The organism is Lacipirellulaceae bacterium (assembly GCA_040218535.1).
In the GTDB taxonomy this organism is placed as follows: domain Bacteria; phylum Planctomycetota; class Planctomycetia; order Pirellulales; family Lacipirellulaceae; genus Adhaeretor.
The window spans coordinates 654,918-674,326 of record JAVJRG010000012.1 but is presented as its reverse complement, the minus strand read 5'-3'; the positions used below and the strand labels follow the sequence as shown (position 1 = coordinate 674,326).

The following is a 19,409-nucleotide window of genomic DNA, read 5'->3' as shown; positions in this document are numbered from 1 at the left end:
TTGTGCGGGAACAGATTGAGCCTACTCAGGGAGTTATCGTCGCTGATCTAACAATCGCTTCAGCAGAATTTGAGTCCGTTGGTAGGAGATTCATAACGACGTCCCACACGCTTTGCAAAACCGCGCGTCTGCCGCGTGATCTTCACTGAGACAATTGGGGCAACTGCGGCTGCCGATCTTCGCCTTGCTTTCGTCTTTACCCAACACCACCGCGGCGAAGATGCCGATCGTAACGACCGTGATACTGTAGCCGATGAGCATCATCACCGCGGCCAAGGTTTTCCCCAGCACGGTCACGGGGGCGATATCCCCATAGCCGACGGTCGTCAGCGTCACGATCGCCCAATAGATACTGATGGGGATGCTCGTGAAGCCGCTGTCGGGTTCCTCATGTTCGATCACGTACATCATGGTCCCCAGCACCACGATCGCGACGGAGATCACCGAAAGGAACACGGTGATTTTGGTACGTGTTCGTTTGACGATTCTCAGAAGGGTTTGGCTTTCGGCGACGTGATCTCCCAGTTTGAAAACGCGAAAGACACGAAGCAGTCTCAGTGTGCGAATCGTTGCCAGCGCTTGAGTGCCGCTAATGAAAGGAGCGAGATAGGTTGGCAGAATAGCAAGCAGATCGACGATGCCAAAAAAACTAAATGCGTAACGCCAGGGACGGGCGACGCAGGCGAGGCGGGCGAGGTACTCAAGGGTGAACAGGATCGTGATGCCCCACTCAACGAGCTTAAGCGTGCGACCCCAGCGCGGTTCGTAGTGTTCTTGGTAAGCTGGCAGGCTTTGAATCATCACGTCGAGGACGCTGATCAAGATCAAGATCAATAGCGTGACATCAAATGCCTTGCCCGCGGGCGTGTCTGCCTCGAAGATGATGTCGTGCCAACGACGTTGCCAGCCGGTGAGTCCCGCGGAAGATTCCGCTGCCGGTCGCTGCTTATTGGGTTCGATGAGAAGGTCTTCGTCAGACATGCAAGATAGTGTAACGGGATTCGAAAAGTTGAGCGACAGAGTATTACATCTAGCCCCCGGCGCAAGCCGCGGGGTTGTTGCGTATTCGCACAGACTTCAACCCCCGGCTTGCGCCAGGGGCTAGGTTTCGTTGGTGAGTTTTCTGTGGTTTATTGAGGTCACTCGTGCAAGAACTACTCCCCTATCTCGCCGCAATTGCTCTCGCCCTGACTGCCGTTGTTGGTTGGGTTCTCACACTGTTTGGTATGCCTGGGACTTGGCTCATGGTGATTGCCGCGGCGGTCTATGCGGCGTTCGGTCCCCAAGCCGGGGTGATGGCTATTGGTTGGGCGGGCGTTGCACTGTTCTTGGCGGAAGCGATTGCCGGGGAAGCGTTAGAAACCTTGGCAGGCATGTGGAGTACGAAACGGGCCGGAGGGAGCCGTCGAGCGAGTTGGTTTGCCTTGGTTGGTTCGATTGTCGGAGCGATTGGTGGGGCGGGAATGGGAATTCCGATTCCTGTCATCGGTTCCCTCGTGGGGGCGATCCTTGGGGGCGCGACCGGGGCTTTCGGCGGAGCGACTCTGGCCGAAATGACTCGCGGAGAAGACTCGCGTCGGTCATTGCGGGTAGGGCGAGCGGCGTTCAAAGGCCGCATTTTCGGCACTGGCGTGAAGGCAATGGTCGCCACGCTGATGATGGTTTCTGTGATAGCGAGCTTGCTGTGGTAGACCGTAGGACGGCCACAACCGGCAGAACCTGATCTTTGCCCCAGCCGTAGTTCTTGACCATAATATAAGTCGCGATGTCCTATGCCTCTCTTGGCATTCTCCCCAACCGCCCACGTCTAGTGTGGACGAGGACATCCTCAGTGGAACAGAAACGAAGAAACTCATGCGACGATTGTTCGTCTTAGTATTGGTCTGCGCTTGCAGTGTGATCGCTCCGCGCACCAGCGTGTACGGATTCGAGATTTTCAATCGTTGGACCACGACAGCCACCGATGGCTTCATTGGATCCCAGGCGGCCTCCCAAGGTGTTCCCACGACGGTCACCTGGAGCTTGGTGGATGACGGAACGTTTATCAATTCGGTGAACTTCGGCGGTGGTTCTTCTACCGACGCAGGTCCGAGCGACTTTATTTCGTTCCTTGATTCGGAGTTTGGCGCCGGGCCGGGCGGATCGGACTATACGCTTCGTCCCTGGTTCATCTACTTTGAAGATTCGTTCAGCCGGCTTAGTTCGCTGTCCGGCGTTAGCTACGTTTACCAGCCCAACGACGATGGCCCGACGATCGGAACAGCCTCCGGCAATTCAGTTCGCGGGGACGTACGCATCGGCGGCAACTCCTTCGGCAGCAGCGTGGGTGGCACGCTGGCTTACAATTCCTTTCCCAACAATGGCGATATGGTCTTCAACACAGACCGTACCGACTTGGGCAGCACGACGAATAACGCTCGCTTTCTGCGCAATACGATTATGCACGAAGCGATGCACGGACTGGGTTTCGAGCACGTTGAAAGCAGTAACGCCAGTTTCCTTATCGAACCGACGCTGAATACCTCGTTCGATGGCCCGCAACACGATGACATTCTTGGGATGCAGCGAAGTTACGGTGACGTGCTCGAAAAGAATGGCGGCAACGATACGAGCGGAACCGCAACTTCATTGGGGATCGTCAACACCTCGACCGTCGCAAGTGTCGGGACTTCAGGCAGCGGCACCTCCGTTGGCCCTGCCGAAACAGACTTCGTGAGTATCGACGACGATGGCGATCAAGACTACTTCCGCTTTACCGTCACGGAGACCGCCGACATTCGGCTCGACCTCGTACCTCGCGGAGCGGTCTACCAAGTTGGACCGGAGGGCGGCACGCAAAGCAGTTTCGATTCACGCGCCCTGAGCAATCTCGGGTTGACCCTATTTGCAAGTAACGGTGTTACCCAGCTCGCCAACAGTAACTCGGCAGCCGCCGGTCAGAGCGAGACGATCACCACGGAACTAACCCCTGGCGATTACTTTGCCCGGGTCACCGGTACGAATAACAACGTTCAGCTTTACCAACTGTCGATCTTCACCAGTCGCGATCCGTTGGACTTAACGTGGACAGGGCAGGTCAGTTCTGTTTGGAGCACCAACGGAGACGCGAATTTTTCGTCAACTTCAGGAGCCATTGCATTTGCGAACCTTGATAACGTTCGTTTCGACGATACCTCGCCGCTCAATCGGCGTACTGTCGAGGTGAACGGATTGGTCAACGCGGATGCGATTGTCTTTGACGCCAGCGGCGACTACACGATCACCGGCGGTGGGGCGATCTCCGGCGGGAGTGTGATACTCAACGGCACAGGCACCGTGGTGATTGAGAGTGATGGCAACAGCTACTCCGGGCCAACGCAAATCAACTCCGGGACCCTTAAGCTGACTGGCAACCTCTCCGCGATGCAGTCTGCCATTACCGTTGCCAACGGAGGGACGCTGGTCATGAACGCGTCGCTCGCCGGGGCGATGAGCAGTACGTTCGAGATCCAATCGGGCGGTGAACTGCATGTGGGGGATCAGGGCGTATCGACCAATGCGGACACCTTTCCCAATGCGCCGACATCCGTGGTGAACAACGGAACCATCCGAATTTTCGACTTTGAAGCCGTTCGTAACGTGAGCGGCTCGGGGACGGTAATCGCCGAAGAACTCACAGCGTTCCTCGGTGGTGGAAGCACCTATACAGGACAGACGATCGTTCGTTCAGGGGCTATCGCGATTGCTGAAGATAGTACCGCCTTGGGAAGTGCGGTCGGCAATACCGTGATTGAACGCGATGGCACATTTCAAGTCGAAGCGGGCGCTACGCTTGCGGATGATCTTGAGTTTTCGAATACCGGGAGCGGATCTACAAATAGCCTGTTACTAGTCGAGCAGGGCGTGGTGGCGAACTTCACCGGCGACGTGACAATCGCCGCGGCAACGACTATTCAGAACGAGGATTCCGCCATCACCAATTTCTCAGGTTCAGTGAACTCAACTTCAGGAATAGGTGAAGTGCTGCTCAGCCCCGTAGGGACTGTCAACTTTAATGGCCCGTTGCAGTTAGGCAGCGGTGGACTGCGAATGAGCCAAGCTGGCACGCTCAACATTACGAGCACTCTCAGTTCGCAGGGCCCTGTGCGGCTCGAAGCGGGCGCGACCACGCTTTCAGGCAGTGGTACGATCTCCGGTATCGTTGAGGTGAATGCCGGTGCAAGCCTGACGCTGACCGGTACGCATAGTTGGCAGTCCGGTTCAACCCTTGCCGGCAACGGCACGGTCAACGGCAACCTGACTACCAACGGACGTATCGCTCCTGGCGACGCGGACTTGACGGATTCGATTGCTTCGCTGAGCCTCAGTGACAATCTCACGTTGACTTCGACCAGCGAGCTGATCTTCGAAATCGGAGGCACCACCGTCGGTCAGTTCGATCAGCTTCTCGTTGACGGGACGGCAATGCTTGACGGCACGCTGACCGTGGAGCTTGTCGACCTTGGTGGCGGAGTTTACGATCCGCAGCTTGGCGATTCTTTCGCTTTGCTTTCCGTGGATGGCGGAGCCGGTGGCGTGTTCGATACGCTCAATCTGCCAGACCTCGGCGCGGGGCTTGATTGGGAGATCAACCCAGGCGGGATTGCCGTCTCATTGAATGTCGTTTCGGCAGCCACCATCGCAGCCGATTTCGACAACAGTGGCACGGTCGATGGCATCGACCTAGGCATTTGGAACAGCGGTTACGGCGATAACTTGAATGTCATCCGTACCGACGGTGACGCGAATGAAAACGGCGTCGTCGACGGTTCCGATTTCCTCCTATGGCAGCGTCAGTTCACGGGCTCTTCACCAAGCTCGCTCGCAGCCGTCCCCGAACCGAGCACGGCGATCCTCGCACTCTTCGCATTAACGTTCGCCAACCGCCGCTCGCGGCTTAGCTACTTTGGTTAAGTTCTGGGGCTAAGCCACAAGTGGCCCCGAAACCTTCTTTTTGACTTCGCGGTAACCGCTCGACATAATGCGAAAAGGGGCGGATTCATAGCTCTAGAGAGTACCGGAACGGAGCAAGTAGACGTCGAGAATCCCAGAGCGGATTCCATTGTATTCACGTTTCCTACGCTTCATGTGATTGGCCAGCTATGAATTCAGGACACCTTTGCGGTACCCGAGCTGCTGCTGCGGTACTACTTCTACTCACTGCGTGTTTCGCAAACCCAGTCCGTAGCCAAGTAAATTTTTGGGTAGGGCCGCCTGGAGCCAACGGCATTGGCGATTGGGAGGTTCCTTCTTATTGGTCACTCGGGGTGGTGCCAAATACCCCGTCAAATGATGTTCGGATTGATGATAATCCGATCATGGACTCTGAGGTCACGGTTAATCAAACGCAAACGATTGGCAGCCTGATCATTGATCTTGGAGACGGTCTGATTGTCGAGCCCGCAGTCAGTTTGCAGGCCAATGGCGATGTGCAGAACTCCGGGTCGATTCTGGTACGGGTGAACAACACCGGCGGCCTGGAGTTTGCCAGCCTCTTCGAGAATGAGGCTAGCGGGAATGTGGAATTGGAAGGCGGTTTGTTGACCGCGTTGAGTCCGTCGGCTGTGGGCGGTGCGTGGCTGCACAACTTGGGCACCGTGGAAGGGAACGGTCGAATCGGGCTGAGCAACCGCGCGATGAGCATCGCGAACGAGGGAATGGTCGACGCTAACCGGGCTGGCAGCACCTTGTTCTTTACGGGAATTGGTGATGGAATTCTCAATCTTCCGCTGCCCACTTATTCGAATTCAGGCACGTTGCGTGCATCCTCAGGAGGCACGTTGAGGGTTTCCGGTTTTCAACGCACTACACCGCTTGTTAATGACGGAGGGCTGATTGAAGCCTTGGGTGGTTCCACCGTTACTCTGCTCAATGTGCGTCTCGAAGGTGGAAATCTTGCTACCAGGCGGGGCGGACGCCTTGCGGAGGGACGCGTGCGGATCGGCAGTCAAGTTTCGCTCGCTGGGGTGGAAGTCGATGGCCAAGTGGATTTCGATTTCAATGCAAGTTTGTACGACAGCGATTTCGAAAACTTGCAGACCTTGCAGCTGGGCAGCAACCAGTTGTTCATCAACGAGACCGTCCGCATTGCTGGCGGAGGGGAAATGCGGCTGGCTGCGGGGGGGCAAATCCGCGGCGATGGTCTTGGTGCACCTTCCCCACCGCGCTTAATCAACGTGGATAATCGCCTGTTCATGGACACGACCGGTACTGCCGCCATTGGAGCGGGGATGCTGGTCGAGAACGGCGGGCTGATCGAGGCGGACGGTCCAGGCCGTCAGCTCTCGTTGAATCTCACTGGTCCGAGCGGGCAGTCTCCGCAGCAGCCTGCCTGGATGAACTCAGGATCGATCAACGCCACTAGCGGTGGGAAAATCAGTCTGGTGGGTCCTGGCCGGAAGATTGCCAACGGGCCGACAGGCGTTCTTGAAGTCGATGCCGCCTCGCAATTCGAACTCGACGCCGCGCACGTCCTGGGCGGCACGCTACGTGGTCCCGCCGCTATGCCGAGTGCGAACAACGGCTTTCAAGAGCGGGCTACCTTGGAGAACGTGCGGCTGGAAGGCTTCGTCGGTTCCCCTGAACCGCTGGAGCTTGTTGGGACGATTGAGAACACGGGGATGCTCTTTGGCGAAGTGGAGATCTCGACACCCGAGGTCAAGCTAGGAGGCGGCGGAGTGGTAGCCGTGGAGCGTTTTGCTCGTGTGAACACCAATCAGTTTGTTGAGCTGATCAATGAAGACAACACCATTGAAGTAGACGGACCCGTTTCGTTGGATACGGTGCAGCTAGTGAATCGGGGCATCGTCGAGGCTGTCAGCGCAAGTCCGTCGAATCAACTTGTCTCCTCTAGGGCTCAACCCCGTCGGGTGATCAACAGCGGCACGATGCGCGCTCTGGGCGGCAACCAACTCAACCTGACGAGTGTTGTTGTGCAGAGCCACGAGCGAGGCACCAACGGCGATTTGTTCCCCGGAACGATTCTGGCCGGGGCGGGATCGACCGTCTTGGTCGGCGATGTTTTTGGCGGTAGGCTCGTCGCTGAACCCGGCGGCAGTTTGCGAGCGATTGATTCAATTTTCAATTCGACCAGCCTTCCGGTGCCGTTGGAATTATCTGGAATCATCGTAGCGGAAAATCTCGGCTTTACTGGTGAGATCGTTAACGCGGGACGCCTGCGTGCCGCGGGAACTACGCGCGTCATCTCGAGTGCTGTCCTTTCAGGGCCAGGCACTTTTGAGCTAGGCTTCGGAGATCGCCCAGGAACTCTATTGATTGGGGGGAATGCTTTTTTGCAGAACGATAGCACCCATTCGATCGTGGGGCGAGGCACCATTACCGTCGACCAGACCACCCTACTCAACGAGGGGCGCATTCAATCAAGCATGAATGGCACGCTCACCTTACAGGGCCAAACCGGTACCAACCCATCACAATTCGTGCAAGTTGGCAGTCTTATCGCCGGAGATGCTTCAGTTCTAAGAGTCGAAGGATTCGGGAACTTGACCAACAATGGCCTGATTGAAAGTCGACCGCTCTCCATGCTTCAAGTACAGATGCAGAACGGCTTTGAAAACCATGAAACTATTCGAGTCGAAGCGGGCGGTCGTATCACGTTTGCCGCCGCCCCAGGTCCCTCCCAACTGGTTGAGAACGACGGAGGAGAAGTTTCTCTTGACGGCACGCTAAGTTTTATTAACGCTCGATTTCTCAATCGCGACGGTGGCGTTGTTTTCGGTGACGGGTCGTTAGACTTCGAACCGCGAAGCGATACATCAAGTTCGCCAATCGATTTCATCAACCAAGGCGTCATTGCCCCCGGTAGCTTGACTGCACCAGGCGGCATAGGCAGTCTCTCCATTGGTGGCAGCTTCTTCGAGCAAACCGCCTCAGGTCGCCTTGAAATCGGAATTGGTGGCACCGCGCAGGGCGAATTCGATACGCTCCGCATCGCCCGCTTCGCAGAACTCGCTGGTGAGTTGGCCATCGAGTTGGTGGATTTGGGCGGCGGAATCTACGAGCCACAGCTGGGCGACCAGTTCGTCATTTTAGAGACCACCATCTCAGGGACACTTCTCTCGGGAGTGTTTGATTCAGTCGATGCACCAACGCTTGATCCGGGCCTCGATTTCCGTCTGTTCTACAACGATACGCAGGTCATCCTGAGCATCACCGAGCCCCTTGCCAGTGATTTCGATGGCAACAGCACCATCAACGCGTCGGATCTCGATCAGTGGCAAGCCGATTACGGTATGACTAACGGTCTTGATTTTCTTGCTTGGCAACGGGAGGTCACGCAAACAGTGCCGACGCCTATGCCGCCGGTGGTTGCAGTGCCGGAGCCAAGCACCGCGCTGCTCCTCGCTTGCGTCTTCGTTGTGATGATTGGGTCGGCTACTAGGTGCCGCAGTTGAGTCTGAAGCTTCAAACTTCGGGAGATTTGCGAGCCTGCTCAGTGCCGGGTATAGTGCGAGCACTCTTCAGGGTCCGCCAGTTCGTGCGGATCGATTTCCATTATTCGCGGGAGGTTTGCTAATGATTCGCTTTCAGATGAGACTGCGTGCTAGTTTGGTGTGCACTGCAGTACTGGGTTTGTCGTTTTTGTTGGAGTCGGCTGATGCTTCGGCACAGAATATCGTGTTCGATACGGAAATCGTTTCGATGGATCTCACCGGCACGGCAACATTGCCACTGGGGCAGGGTGGGGCCGATATGATTACGGGGATCACCTTAACAAGAGCGACTGATCACAACTCTTCACGATCAAACAAGACTTCTTCAAATGCGGTCTCACCCGACGACATCGATCCCGATGAGGAAGACGGGAAGACGTTTCCGCTCTTCAGCTCGATTGATGTGGAGTTCAGTCTGAGTTTCATCGACAACGATCCCAATGTTGACTTTGCTCAGGCTCTGGGCGACACGCCAATCGCTGAAACAGATAGCAATGCCATCCTTGAGCTAGAGCAAGGGGCCACGTTTGTTTTCGATAAGATGGAGCCCGACTTCAACATGCTTAAGGCGGCAGGTCCGCCAAAGAAACGGTTTCGCGGACATGTTACCGTCCTGAAAATCGCCTTTGGTGGCGGAGGTGGTGATATCGACTTGGCGGCCGACGGCATGGCGGTCGAATTGCTACCCGGAACCGACAACTACAAGACTCTTCCCAACGGCGATATTGAACACGCGGTGGGAATTACCATTGATTTGGATGGCACGTACAACGGCAGTCCATTTCAAGTCACCGGTCTGACTGGCACACTCGTCGAGCGAGGTCAACTTGCCAACACCCTAGTGCCCGAGCCGACATCGGCCCTGTTGATGGCACTGGGTAGTTTTGCCCTGTTAGGACGCGGCCGTCGTTAAGGGCCACTTCAAACTTGTTTATCGAAAGTGCTTCATTTTTTGAGAACCGCCTGTGGCTAAGCTGCAGGCGGTTTTTTTTGACGCGTTTCACCGCCACCGTCATAATGGGGACATTCATTTCTCGTCATTCCTTGCTTGTTCCCTGCTCCTCTGAGTTTTGCACCATGTCTGCTCTTACAAGAACGATTCTTGCCGCAGCTTTCTTGATAGCATCGTTGCCCTGTTCGCTACGTGCCCAAACCAACACGTGGATTGGCCCCCCAACGGGCGATTGGTTTGACGGTGCCAACTGGTCACTCGGCGTGGCACCAAGCATGTTCCAAGATGTGCGTATCGATAGCGACCCGGCGCAGAACACAGCCGTCAGCTACGGCTTTCCTGGGCCGCAGCAGACCAGTGAAGTTCTTACGCTAACCATTGACGCGGGTGACTCGCTCAGCATGGCGTCGGAGACGGAGCTTTACCTTGGCTCGGTGAACAACTCTGGCACCTTGTCTATTACTGGGCTTGAAGGGACGGGTCCCTTGGGGCTGCGTTTTTTCTCGCTACTGCATAATCAAACCGGCGGTATCATCGAAATGCAGCAGGGTTCAATCAGCGCGAATCTCAACTTCGGAGGAAACAATGCCGGCTTGCTCTGGAACCAGGGCACCATCCAAGGAAGCGGTGGGATCGATGAAAACTTCGACGGCATCTCGATCAGAAACAACGGCTTGATCGACGCCAATCGTGCCGGGGAGGTTCTGGCAATCCACGACCCCTTCAACGGCTTTGCTAATCCAAGCGGCGGGACACACTCCAACGGCGGCATCATGCAAGCCAGTGGCGAGGGGACGTTGCAGCTGAATAACTTCTCAGGGTCACCCTTGTTCAACACCGATGCCGGCGTTGCCGGAACGATTCAAGCACTCGGCGACTCCATCGTTGAAATTCGCAACTCGCGAATTGTCGGGGGGCGGATCACCACTTCGACTGCAGGGGGTGTTGAGGAAGGGACGATTCGGTTGCTGGAATCAGTCTCGTTGGCGGGAGTCGAGTTGGATGGGAACGTAATCGTTGGCGAGACGAATGCCTCGACACAAACAATAATTTCCAATAGTTCCCTGATGAATCGAAGATTGCTCATTACCGCTCGCGGGGAGTCCGCCCTGATCTCGGAGACCGTCGTGCTCTCTGGAGGCGGGCGGTTGGAACTCTCGACGGGAAGCGCGGTCCAAGGCGTGAATTTTTCTTTCACGACCGGGAAGCTCATTAACGTCGACAACACCATCTCGCCCGCAATTAGCAGGACGGTCGATGGTGCCGTGTCTTTCGGCAGAAATCTTGAGGTTCTGAACCAAGGTATCATCGAAGCGAACGGGCTGTCTCCGCAGGGCGATGCAAGCTTATTCCTCGACTTTACCCCTCCGCAGAATCATCCGGAGGGTCAGCCTGCCTGGAAGAATTCGGGTGTCATCCGCGCCATCAATGGCGGGCAAATCACCATACCTCGCGGCAGAGGTGCCGAGGTTGACAACGCAGGTGGAGTCATTGAATTGGGATTTGGCTCTCGCATGAATTTAGGCGATGTCGTTATTCGTGGTGGAACCCTCCGCGGACCTAATGTCGGGCCTGCTCCATTCAATCCAGGACTCCTTTTTGAAGGACTGACGACACTTGATGGGGTTCGTCTCGAGGGTTTCGTTCAGGCCGATCAAATACAGCTTTTGGGAAGTATTGAGAACACGGGGAACCTTAGTGGACCTCTTGGGCTGATTGGCAATGTGGTTCTTGGAGGGAGTGGCGTGGTCAGTTCTTCCGAAATCCAACGCGTTCAAAGCTCTAGCGCTGACGCCCAACTGATTAACCTCGACAATACATTCAGTGTCGTCAACGATCTCTCGTTCTCTGATGTCGCCTTCACCAATCGAGGGACCGTAGAAACCACCCAACCAAACTCCTTCGGGCAGATTTCTGCGAACACCAATGGAAACCGTCTCACCAACAGCGGCGTCATCCGCGCCATCGGCGGAAGCAATCTGCAAATCTTTAGCACGGTCGACAACTACGAGTTCGACCAGCTAGGCAACCTCGTGCCCGGCAAGATTCAAGCTGGAAGCGGCTCGCAAGTCGAGGTTGATCGCGTCCTCGGCGGCACCCTGCAGACCGCCGGAGATGGATCTCTCCGAGTGAACCAAGACCTCAACTATGACGATTCGGGGCAGACTCCGCGTTTCTCAGAGTCCGAATTAAAGATCCTCGGCACAGTCGAGTTCGGAGGCTTCAACATCGCCGGAGTCATTCGGAACGAGGGGCTGCTCACAACGAATGACAATACGCGGCTCCAGGGCGGTATCGTCCAATTCCTGGGTGACGGGAGGTTGCAACTTGCTAGCAGACTGACGGTCGAACCGGGGCAAACCCTGATCAATGGTTCGGGGCATACCATCCAGGGCAGGGTCTTGATGGCTGGCTCGACCTTGCTCAATCAGGGACGAATCGAATCTGCGGAAGGCTCAGTCGCTGAGATCAGCGTAACGCAGACGGGGATCGCGCATCAGTTCTTTCAGCAGGGGGAACTGATCGCACGGAACAATAGTCAGTTCAGCATCACGGATGTTCGCAACTGGAGCAATCAAGGGCTCATAAAAACCGAGTTAGGCTCTACCATGTTTATCGAAGTCTCAGAATTTCTATCCAATGACGGTGTCCTAGACGTCCAAGCGGATAGCACTCTAAGGTTTGATGGGCTGCTCGGTTCAAGCCAACAAGAGGTTGTTGTCAATCAAGCAAGTTCCCTCGCTGTCATTGATGGGCGCATGAAGTTTGTTGATACGGACTTCATCAACCTATTAGGGGCAAGAATTGATGGCTCGGGACTAATGATGTTTTTGGGGAATAGTAGCGGTCTTATTTCCCACGGCATTGTTTCTCCTGGAAGTAATTTGCCCGATCGTCTGGTCAGCAGTTTTGGGGTTTTCGGCAATTTCACTCAAAGCGAGAGCGGAGTGCTTGAATTACAAATTGGAGGTAATGGTTTTGGTGAGTATGATATTCTGACCATCTCTATGGGTGGCGAAGTTGAATTAGCAGGTGCACTTGAAGTATTATTTATCGATCTAAGTCTGGGCCAAGGGCTTTTTGAGCCCGAATTGGGCGATTCGTTCGACATAATCCAGTACAATCCCGGGTCTTCTGGGCAGATTGCTGGCCAGTTCGAGACGCTCGACTTGCCAGAACTGAGTGACGGTCTGGACTGGCAAATTGAGTACCTGCCCCAAGTGGTTTCCCTGAACGTGATTGCAGCGGGAGCCCTACCAGCCGACTTCAACACCGATGGCACCGTCGATGGCTGGGACCTGATGGAGTGGCAGACCGCCTATGGCACGAGCGATGCCGCCGACGCCAACGGCGATCAGTCCTCCAACGGGCTCGATTTCCTCGCCTGGCAGCAGCAATTCACTGGCGATGGCCCCTCGTCACTGGCCACGGTCCCCGAGCCCAACACCGCGATACTCCTCGCTTGCGTCTTCGCCGTGGCGGCTGGCCCCAAATTCCGCCAACGCGGCTAGGCAAAGCTCCGCGAACCAAACGCCAGAGAATCACGTCTTTTTTGCCGGCAGGTCGCCCCCCGATTTTAGGGCAAGTAGGGCAAATTGCCCATTTTCACTAATGGGGAGCCGGGCTCTTCCCGGGGGCAACTTTGGCCCGAAATTCGCCCCTGAAAATCAAAACACCCGCCTTGCCCTGTTTCCGCGGCTGGGTATATTGGTTGATTCGCACAACTTTAGCGGACCCAGGCTAGCGTAGCTCAATTGGCAGAGCAGCGGTTTTGTAAACCGCAGGTTGTGGGTTCAAGTCCCTCCGCTAGCTCATTTTATATCACGAGCTACGAGGGAAAAGAAACGAAACGCAGGAAGCAGCCGCTCGTCGGCTTAGCCGTAACCGGTGCCCATAACATTACCCCAGAAATCAATCGAGCACCGGGGGGTTTCCGGAGCGGTCAAACGGGTCAGACTGTAAATCTGATGGCTATGCCTTCACAGGTTCGAATCCTGTACCCCCCACTGAGGAGAAATGCGGAAGTAGGAATGCGGAATGCGGAATTGAAATAGAGAGTGAGGTTTGCGGCCCAAAATTCCGCAATCCGAATTCCAAAATCCGGATTCACCTTGCGGGTGTAGCTCAATGGTAGAGCCACAGCCTTCCAAGCTGAAGACGAGGGTTCGATTCCCTTCACCCGCTTTTTTGAGGCTGTTGGCTGACGGCTTTTGGCTATCGGTCGGAACTGATGGAGTTTGAGTAAGGTATGCGAGCAGGCAGCTAATAGCTAACCGCTAATAGCCAATAGCTCCCAACGCTGCTGTAGCTCAGTGGTAGAGCACTTCCTTGGTAAGGAAGAGGTCATGAGTTCAAGTCTCATCAGCAGCTCTTAAGAGATAGTAGAGAGTCGAAAGGTGAGAGTAGGGCCGTCGGGCGTCAGCCGTCGGGTTGTACTCTCGGAAACGCAAATTTTGAGATTCGTGCTTCAGCTCCCATAAGGTTTGAAGCTGGTTTATAAACTGTTTTACGGTTGTCCTTAACAAACACTGGATTTACGACCGGAGTTAGGTAAGAAAAATGGCTAAGGATACTTTTGAGCGGTCAAAGCCGCACGTCAATGTAGGCACCATCGGTCACATCGACCACGGTAAGACCACCACCACCGGCGCCATTTTGGCCGTCCAGGCTGAAAAGGGCTTCGCGAAGGCTAAGTCGTACTCGGATATCGCCAAGGGCGGTACCGTGCGTGACGAGACCAAGACCGTGACGATTGCCGTCTCGCACGTTGAGTACGAGACCGACAACCGTCACTACGCTCACATTGACTGCCCAGGCCACGCCGACTTCGTCAAGAACATGATCACCGGTGCCGCCCAAATGGATGGTGCCATTCTGGTGGTTTCCGCTGCTGACGGCCCGATGCCTCAGACGCGCGAGCACATCCTGCTCGCCCGTCAGGTGGGTGTACCTAAGATCGTCGTATTCCTGAATAAGTGCGACTTGGTCGACGACGAAGAGCTATTGGAGCTCGTCGAGCTTGAGATTCGCGAGCTACTCACCACCTACGGTTTCCCTGGCGATGAAATCCCGTTGGTTCGTGGTAACGCTAAGGGTGCAATCGATAATCCTGGTGACGAAACCTACAGCAAGTGTATCAGCGAGTTGATGGACGCGATCGACAGCTACATTCCTGAGCCTGTTCGCGAGAACGACAAGCCATTTCTGATGGCCGTTGAAGACGTCTTCTCGATCGAAGGTCGCGGTACTGTGGCTACTGGTCGTATCGAGCGCGGCACGATCAAGGTTGGTGAAGAGGTTGAGATCATCGGTCTGACCGAAGCTCCTACCAAGACCACCTGCACCGGTGTTGAAGCGTTCAACAAGACGATGGACGAAGGCTACGCTGGCGACAACGTCGGCTGTCTGCTCCGTGGTGTGAAGCGTGAAGACATCACGCGTGGTCAGGTGCTTTCCAAGCCGGGCAGCATCACGCCGCACACCAAGTTCGAGGCAGAGGTTTACGTCTTGAGCAAGGAAGAGGGTGGCCGTCACACGCCATTCTTCAGCGGTTACCGTCCGCAGTTTTACTTCCGTACCACCGACGTGACTGGCACCGCCAACTTGGTGGGTGATGCCGAAATGTGCATGCCTGGCGACAACGCCAAGCTGACCGTCGAGCTGATGAAGCCAATCGCCATGGACGACGGTGTCCGCTTCGCTATCCGCGAAGGTGGCAAGACCGTTGGTTCGGGTGTTGTAACGAAGATTGTTGAATAAGTAAAAGGATGAGGGGTGAGGGATGAGGGATGAGGAGCGAAGTCAGCCGTATGCTCGACTTCATCCTTCATCCCTCAGCCTTCTTCCTTGTCAAAGGGGCGTAGCTCAATTGGCAGAGCACCGGTCTCCAAAACCGGGGGTTGTGAGTTCGAATCCCACCGCCCCTGCTTACATTCGACATTCTAAAGTGTTTGGCGAATTTTCGTTTGGGCTGGGTTCCTGAGTTTTGTTGGCAGTTTTGTTGAGGAAAGAAGCCCCGTGGCTGAACTTATCGCAGGAATGTTCAACACTTCGCGCTACAAGCGAAGCCAGGGCAAGGTTGCCCGCCAAGTCACGTTTTACGCGATGGTGCTGATTATTGGTGCTGGCGCGTGGTTGATGAGCGAACGTAATAGTGGTGGCGAACCTGTCTGGCAGTACTTCATCCCCATGGGCATTTTTGCTGCCGGGGCTTGGATCGCTCACCGCATTGTGAATATTCCTCGCTTTGCCGATTTTTTGATTTCGGTTGAAGCGGAAATGAACAAGGTGTCCTGGCCATCGCGGGGCGAGCTGTACCGAGCTTCGCTGGTGGTGATCGTGGTGATTTTCGTGTTGGTGGCCGTTTTGTTCGGTTACGACATTATCCTCGACATCGTGCTCGACAAGTTTATTGGCATTTAAGCTACCTGGGATTGGGCACTTGAGCGACGAACTCGAAAAACCGATCGAAGAGGACTCGACGACTGCAAGTCAAGCAATCGTTGATGAATCTGCGCCTGCAGAATCCCCAGCGGAGCCTGAGCCAGCGGCTGAGGAGCCAGCAACGGAGGGGCCAGCGTCCGAGGAGTCAGCGGCATCGTCGGATGAAGCTGCGGTGGTGGAGCCAGAAGAGCAGTCCACCGAGTCAGAGTCACCGGTCGAAGCGGAGGCAACGACCGAGGAAGCCAGCGAGACGGAAGTCTCTGGCGAGCCAGAAGCTGAGGAAGCAGCGGAAGAAGAATACGAAGAAGAGGCTGAGGAAGAAGCCGAATACGAGTACGAAGAAGAGGACGAGGAAGAAGTCGCCGAAGAGGCCAATGACGAGGATGATAGTGGCACCATCAAAATGGACTGGTACATCCTTAAGGTCCAGAGCAATCGCGAAAAGTCGATCACAGCGGCTTTGAAGCGGAAGATTGCGATCGAAGGCCTTGAGGACTACTTCGGCGAGGTGATCGTCCCCACAGAGAAAGTCACTGAGTTCAAGGGCGGTAAAAAGAAGGTTGTCCAGCGGAAGCTTTACCCAGGCTACATCGTCGTGCACATGCACATTAACGACGACACCTGGTTTGCCGTTCGTGAGACCTCCGGCATCGGCGACTTCACCGGCTCCGGCGGAAAACCAACTCCGATGTTGCCCAGCGAAGTCGCTCGCATCGTTCAGACCGAAGAGGAAGAGACCGACGAAGCACCAAAGCTGAACATCCCGTTCAAGCTGGAAGAAGCCGTCAAGGTCAAGGAAGGCACGTTCGAAGGTTTCGAAGGCAATGTCAGCGAAATCGACGACCAGAGCGGCAAGGTGATTGTGATGATCAACATCTTCGGCCGCAGTACCCCCGTCGAACTCGAATACTGGCAAATCGAAGCAACTTAAACCAACCGCTTGCGGCTTAGCCGTTCCATCAAAGCATACATTTAGTCATGGCAAAACAACTCACAGGCAGCGCGAAGTTCCAGATCCCCGGCGGCCAGGCCACCCCGGCCCCTCCGGTTGGTACCGCGCTCGGTAAATTCGGCGTGAACTTGGGCCAGTTTGTCCAGGCGTTCAACGACAAGACCAAGGACGCCAACGGGATGATGATTCCCGTGATCGTCAACGTATATAACGACCGCTCCTTCGACTTTATCACCAAGAGCCCACCAGCGGCTGTCTTGCTGAAAAAGTCGGCGAACATTGCCAAGGGTTCTGGGGTTCCGAACAAGAATAAAGTTGCCAAGGTCACTCAGGCACAATTAGAAGAGATCGCCACGATGAAGATGGCCGATCTCAACGCTCGCGATGTCGAACACGCTTCGCGAATGATTGCCGGTACCGCCCGGAGCATGGGAATTGAGGTCGAGGGTTAATGATTTGTCATTCCGAGTGTCCCGTCGCAGTGACCATAATTAGTGTCATTCCGAAGGGAGGCTCGCCGACCGAGGAATCCGGTTTGGATGCGATTCAGTACTCAATCCGAACTAGAGTTTGAGCCGGATTCCTCCGCCGCTGAGACGGCTGTCGGAATGACAGAATAGTGAAGAGACACAAGAGTCAGAGGTAAAACTCCCGTTTCCCAACGCGAAGAGCTTGGTGCGAACAGGAGCACTCGAAAGAAGGTAACGATGCCAAAACTAGCAAAGCGTATGAAATCCTCGGCTGCCAAACGGCCCGAGGCTGCTCTCCCCGTCTCAGATGCTGTCGAAGCACTGCAAAAATACGACGGCACCAAGTTCGACCAAACGGTTGAAGTTGTTCTCCGCCTTGGCGTCGATCACACCCAAGCGGATCAGATTGTCCGCGGTTCGATTGTACTGCCCAATGGCATTGGCAAGGAACTCCGCGTCGTTGTCTTTGCCAAAGGCGCCGCAGCCGATGCTGCCCGTGAGGCAGGTGCTGACGAAGTGGGTGACGACGATCTCGCCAAGAAGATCCTCGGCGGCTGGACCGACTTCGATGCCTGTATTGCCTCGCCCGACATGATGAAGGTCGTCGGCCCGTTGGGTCGTGTCCTCGGCCCCCGTGGTCTCATGCCTTCGCCTCGTGCCGGTACCGTGACGCCTGACGTTGCGAAGACGGTCGAGGAGTACAAGGCGGGTAAGGTTGAGTTTCGCAATGACAAAGGTGGCAACGTCCAGGCCCCCGTCGGCAAGATGAGCTTTGACGCTGCGAAGCTGGCTGAGAACATTGAGGCTTTCGTCGATCGCATCATGAGCCTCAAGCCAAATACGATCAAAGGCACTTATGTCAAAAGCGCCCACATCAGCGCAACGATGAGCCCCAGCGTTCGCCTGGCGGTTTAGTCATAGAAGATTTGAGGACTTCAAGCCGAGGGTGAGTCACATCACACGGCTTTCCATCGAAAGACCCTATAGCCTACAGCCTCATTACCTAGAGCCTGAGCAATGAGTAAATACCTGAAAAACCTGATCACCGAAGACCTCAAGCAAAAGCTCGAAGGCGTTGAGAACATGCTGGTTGTCGATTGCCTTGGCGTCGAGGCGAACGCTTGCGTGGAGCTTCGTCGCGAACTTCGCGAAAAAGACATCAGCATGCTAGTCGTCAAGAATAGCCTCGCGCGACGAGCCACCGAAGGAACAGCGCTCGCTCCCGCTTTTGAGGGTGTTGAAGGCTCTGCCGCGGTTGTTTGGGGAAGCGAGGATATTGTCTCGCTCGCTAAGGAAGTCGTACGGCTCGCAAAGGACGAGAAGTACGAGAACTTCACCGCCAAGGGTGGTGTCATGGACGGAGCAGCCCTCTCGCCGGAGGAGGTCACCGGTGTGAGCAAGTGGCCAAGCCGTACCGAGCAGCTCAGCATGCTGGTCGGTCAGATTCTTGGACCAGGTGCGACCCTGTCAGGTCAATTGCTTGGCCCAGGTCGAACGCTCGGTGGCCAGATCAAGCAGAAGGGTGAAGAGTAGAAAGAGATACAACATTGCGATTCGCTCGCAATTTATTGATACAAGAAGCTTCGGAACTAACGTACCAAATTCAGATTCGATTCGCGGACCGCTTCGGTCCCAACTAGTAGAAAGGGCCCCTCGATGAGGGGAAATTAAAATGAGCGATGCAGCTGTAGCAGAGTTTTCTGACACCGCCAAAGAACTTGGCGACAAGATCGTTGAGCTTTCCTTGAAGGAAGCCAAAGAGCTGAGCGATTACCTGAAGGACGTTCACGGCATCGAGCCTGCTGCCGGTGGCGGCGCTGTCGTCATGCCTGGCGGTGGTGGTGGCGGTGACGAAGGCGGTGCTGCTGAGCAGACCGAATTCGACGTCGTTATGGACAGCTTCGGCGATCAGAAGATCGGCGTGATTAAGGTCGTCCGTGCTTTGACCGGTCTTGGCTTGAAGGAAGCCAAGGAAATGGTCGAAGGTGCCCCAAGCAAGATCAAAGAAGGCGTATCGAAGGAAGATGCCGAGAAAGCCAAGGCCGATTTGGAAGAAGCGGGTGCCACCGTTTCTATCAAGTAGTTCCTTGTAGCTTCCTTGGTTACGCGGCTTTGCTGCA

The 19,409-nt window shown here is 55.4% G+C and carries 13 protein-coding genes and 5 tRNA genes; 17 read left to right on the top strand and 1 reads right to left on the bottom strand.

Features of this window, described 5'->3' with window-relative positions; genetic code table 11:
- Positions 1–90: 90 nt before the first annotated feature.
- Positions 91–981 carry an ion transporter gene (locus tag RIB44_16870; GenBank protein MEQ8618245.1) on the bottom strand — a complete coding sequence of 297 codons (891 nt, stop codon included), beginning with the start codon at positions 979–981 and terminating at the stop codon, positions 91–93.
- Between the two features lie 164 nt (positions 982–1,145).
- Between RIB44_16870 and RIB44_16865 the strand changes: the two genes are divergently transcribed.
- The 17 genes from RIB44_16865 to rplL all read left to right on the top strand — a co-directional run bounded on the left by RIB44_16865 (position 1,146) and on the right by rplL (position 19,372).
- On the top strand, positions 1,146–1,691 hold the full coding sequence (locus tag RIB44_16865; GenBank protein ID MEQ8618244.1) for a DUF456 domain-containing protein: 546 nt from the start codon (positions 1,146–1,148) through the stop codon (positions 1,689–1,691).
- A 163-nt stretch (positions 1,692–1,854) separates the two neighbouring features.
- A complete protein-coding gene (locus RIB44_16860; GenBank protein MEQ8618243.1) occupies positions 1,855–4,932 on the top strand; it encodes a pre-peptidase C-terminal domain-containing protein in 3,078 nt (1,025 codons plus the stop codon).
- Between the two features lie 404 nt (positions 4,933–5,336).
- Positions 5,337–8,432, top strand: a complete 3,096-nt coding sequence (locus RIB44_16855; GenBank protein ID MEQ8618242.1) for a hypothetical protein — start codon at positions 5,337–5,339, stop codon at positions 8,430–8,432.
- A gap of 121 nt (positions 8,433–8,553) precedes the next feature.
- On the top strand, positions 8,554–9,384 hold the full coding sequence (locus RIB44_16850; protein MEQ8618241.1) for a hypothetical protein: 831 nt from the start codon (positions 8,554–8,556) through the stop codon (positions 9,382–9,384).
- Positions 9,385–9,548: 164 nt separating this feature from the next.
- Positions 9,549–12,935 carry a hypothetical protein gene (locus RIB44_16845; protein ID MEQ8618240.1) on the top strand — a complete coding sequence of 1,129 codons (3,387 nt, stop codon included), beginning with the start codon at positions 9,549–9,551 and terminating at the stop codon, positions 12,933–12,935.
- Between the two features lie 228 nt (positions 12,936–13,163).
- Positions 13,164–13,236, top strand: a tRNA-Thr gene (locus tag RIB44_16840).
- A gap of 112 nt (positions 13,237–13,348) precedes the next feature.
- Positions 13,349–13,430: transfer RNA gene (locus tag RIB44_16835), tRNA-Tyr, on the top strand.
- Positions 13,431–13,537: 107 nt separating this feature from the next.
- Positions 13,538–13,608: transfer RNA gene (locus tag RIB44_16830), tRNA-Gly, on the top strand.
- 114 nt (positions 13,609–13,722) lie between these two features.
- Positions 13,723–13,794 (top strand) — tRNA-Thr (locus RIB44_16825).
- A gap of 189 nt (positions 13,795–13,983) precedes the next feature.
- The gene (tuf, locus tag RIB44_16820) at positions 13,984–15,183 is read left to right on the top strand and encodes an elongation factor Tu (GenBank protein ID MEQ8618239.1); all 1,200 of its coding nucleotides are present in this window, start codon (positions 13,984–13,986) and stop codon (positions 15,181–15,183) included.
- Positions 15,184–15,277: 94 nt separating this feature from the next.
- A tRNA-Trp gene (locus RIB44_16815) sits at positions 15,278–15,350 on the top strand.
- 91 nt (positions 15,351–15,441) lie between these two features.
- Positions 15,442–15,846 carry a preprotein translocase subunit SecE gene (gene secE, locus RIB44_16810; GenBank protein MEQ8618238.1) on the top strand — a complete coding sequence of 135 codons (405 nt, stop codon included), beginning with the start codon at positions 15,442–15,444 and terminating at the stop codon, positions 15,844–15,846.
- A gap of 19 nt (positions 15,847–15,865) precedes the next feature.
- Positions 15,866–16,798 carry a transcription termination/antitermination protein NusG gene (nusG, locus tag RIB44_16805; GenBank protein MEQ8618237.1) on the top strand — a complete coding sequence of 311 codons (933 nt, stop codon included), beginning with the start codon at positions 15,866–15,868 and terminating at the stop codon, positions 16,796–16,798.
- A 47-nt stretch (positions 16,799–16,845) separates the two neighbouring features.
- Positions 16,846–17,271, top strand: a complete 426-nt coding sequence (rplK, locus tag RIB44_16800) for a 50S ribosomal protein L11 (GenBank protein ID MEQ8618236.1) — start codon at positions 16,846–16,848, stop codon at positions 17,269–17,271.
- Between the two features lie 255 nt (positions 17,272–17,526).
- The gene (gene rplA, locus RIB44_16795) at positions 17,527–18,204 is read left to right on the top strand and encodes a 50S ribosomal protein L1 (protein ID MEQ8618235.1); all 678 of its coding nucleotides are present in this window, start codon (positions 17,527–17,529) and stop codon (positions 18,202–18,204) included.
- 102 nt (positions 18,205–18,306) lie between these two features.
- Complete coding sequence (rplJ, locus tag RIB44_16790; GenBank protein MEQ8618234.1) at positions 18,307–18,822, top strand: 50S ribosomal protein L10; 516 nt, start codon at positions 18,307–18,309, stop codon at positions 18,820–18,822.
- Between the two features lie 139 nt (positions 18,823–18,961).
- The gene (rplL, locus tag RIB44_16785; protein ID MEQ8618233.1) at positions 18,962–19,372 is read left to right on the top strand and encodes a 50S ribosomal protein L7/L12; all 411 of its coding nucleotides are present in this window, start codon (positions 18,962–18,964) and stop codon (positions 19,370–19,372) included.
- Positions 19,373–19,409: the final 37 nt, after the last annotated feature.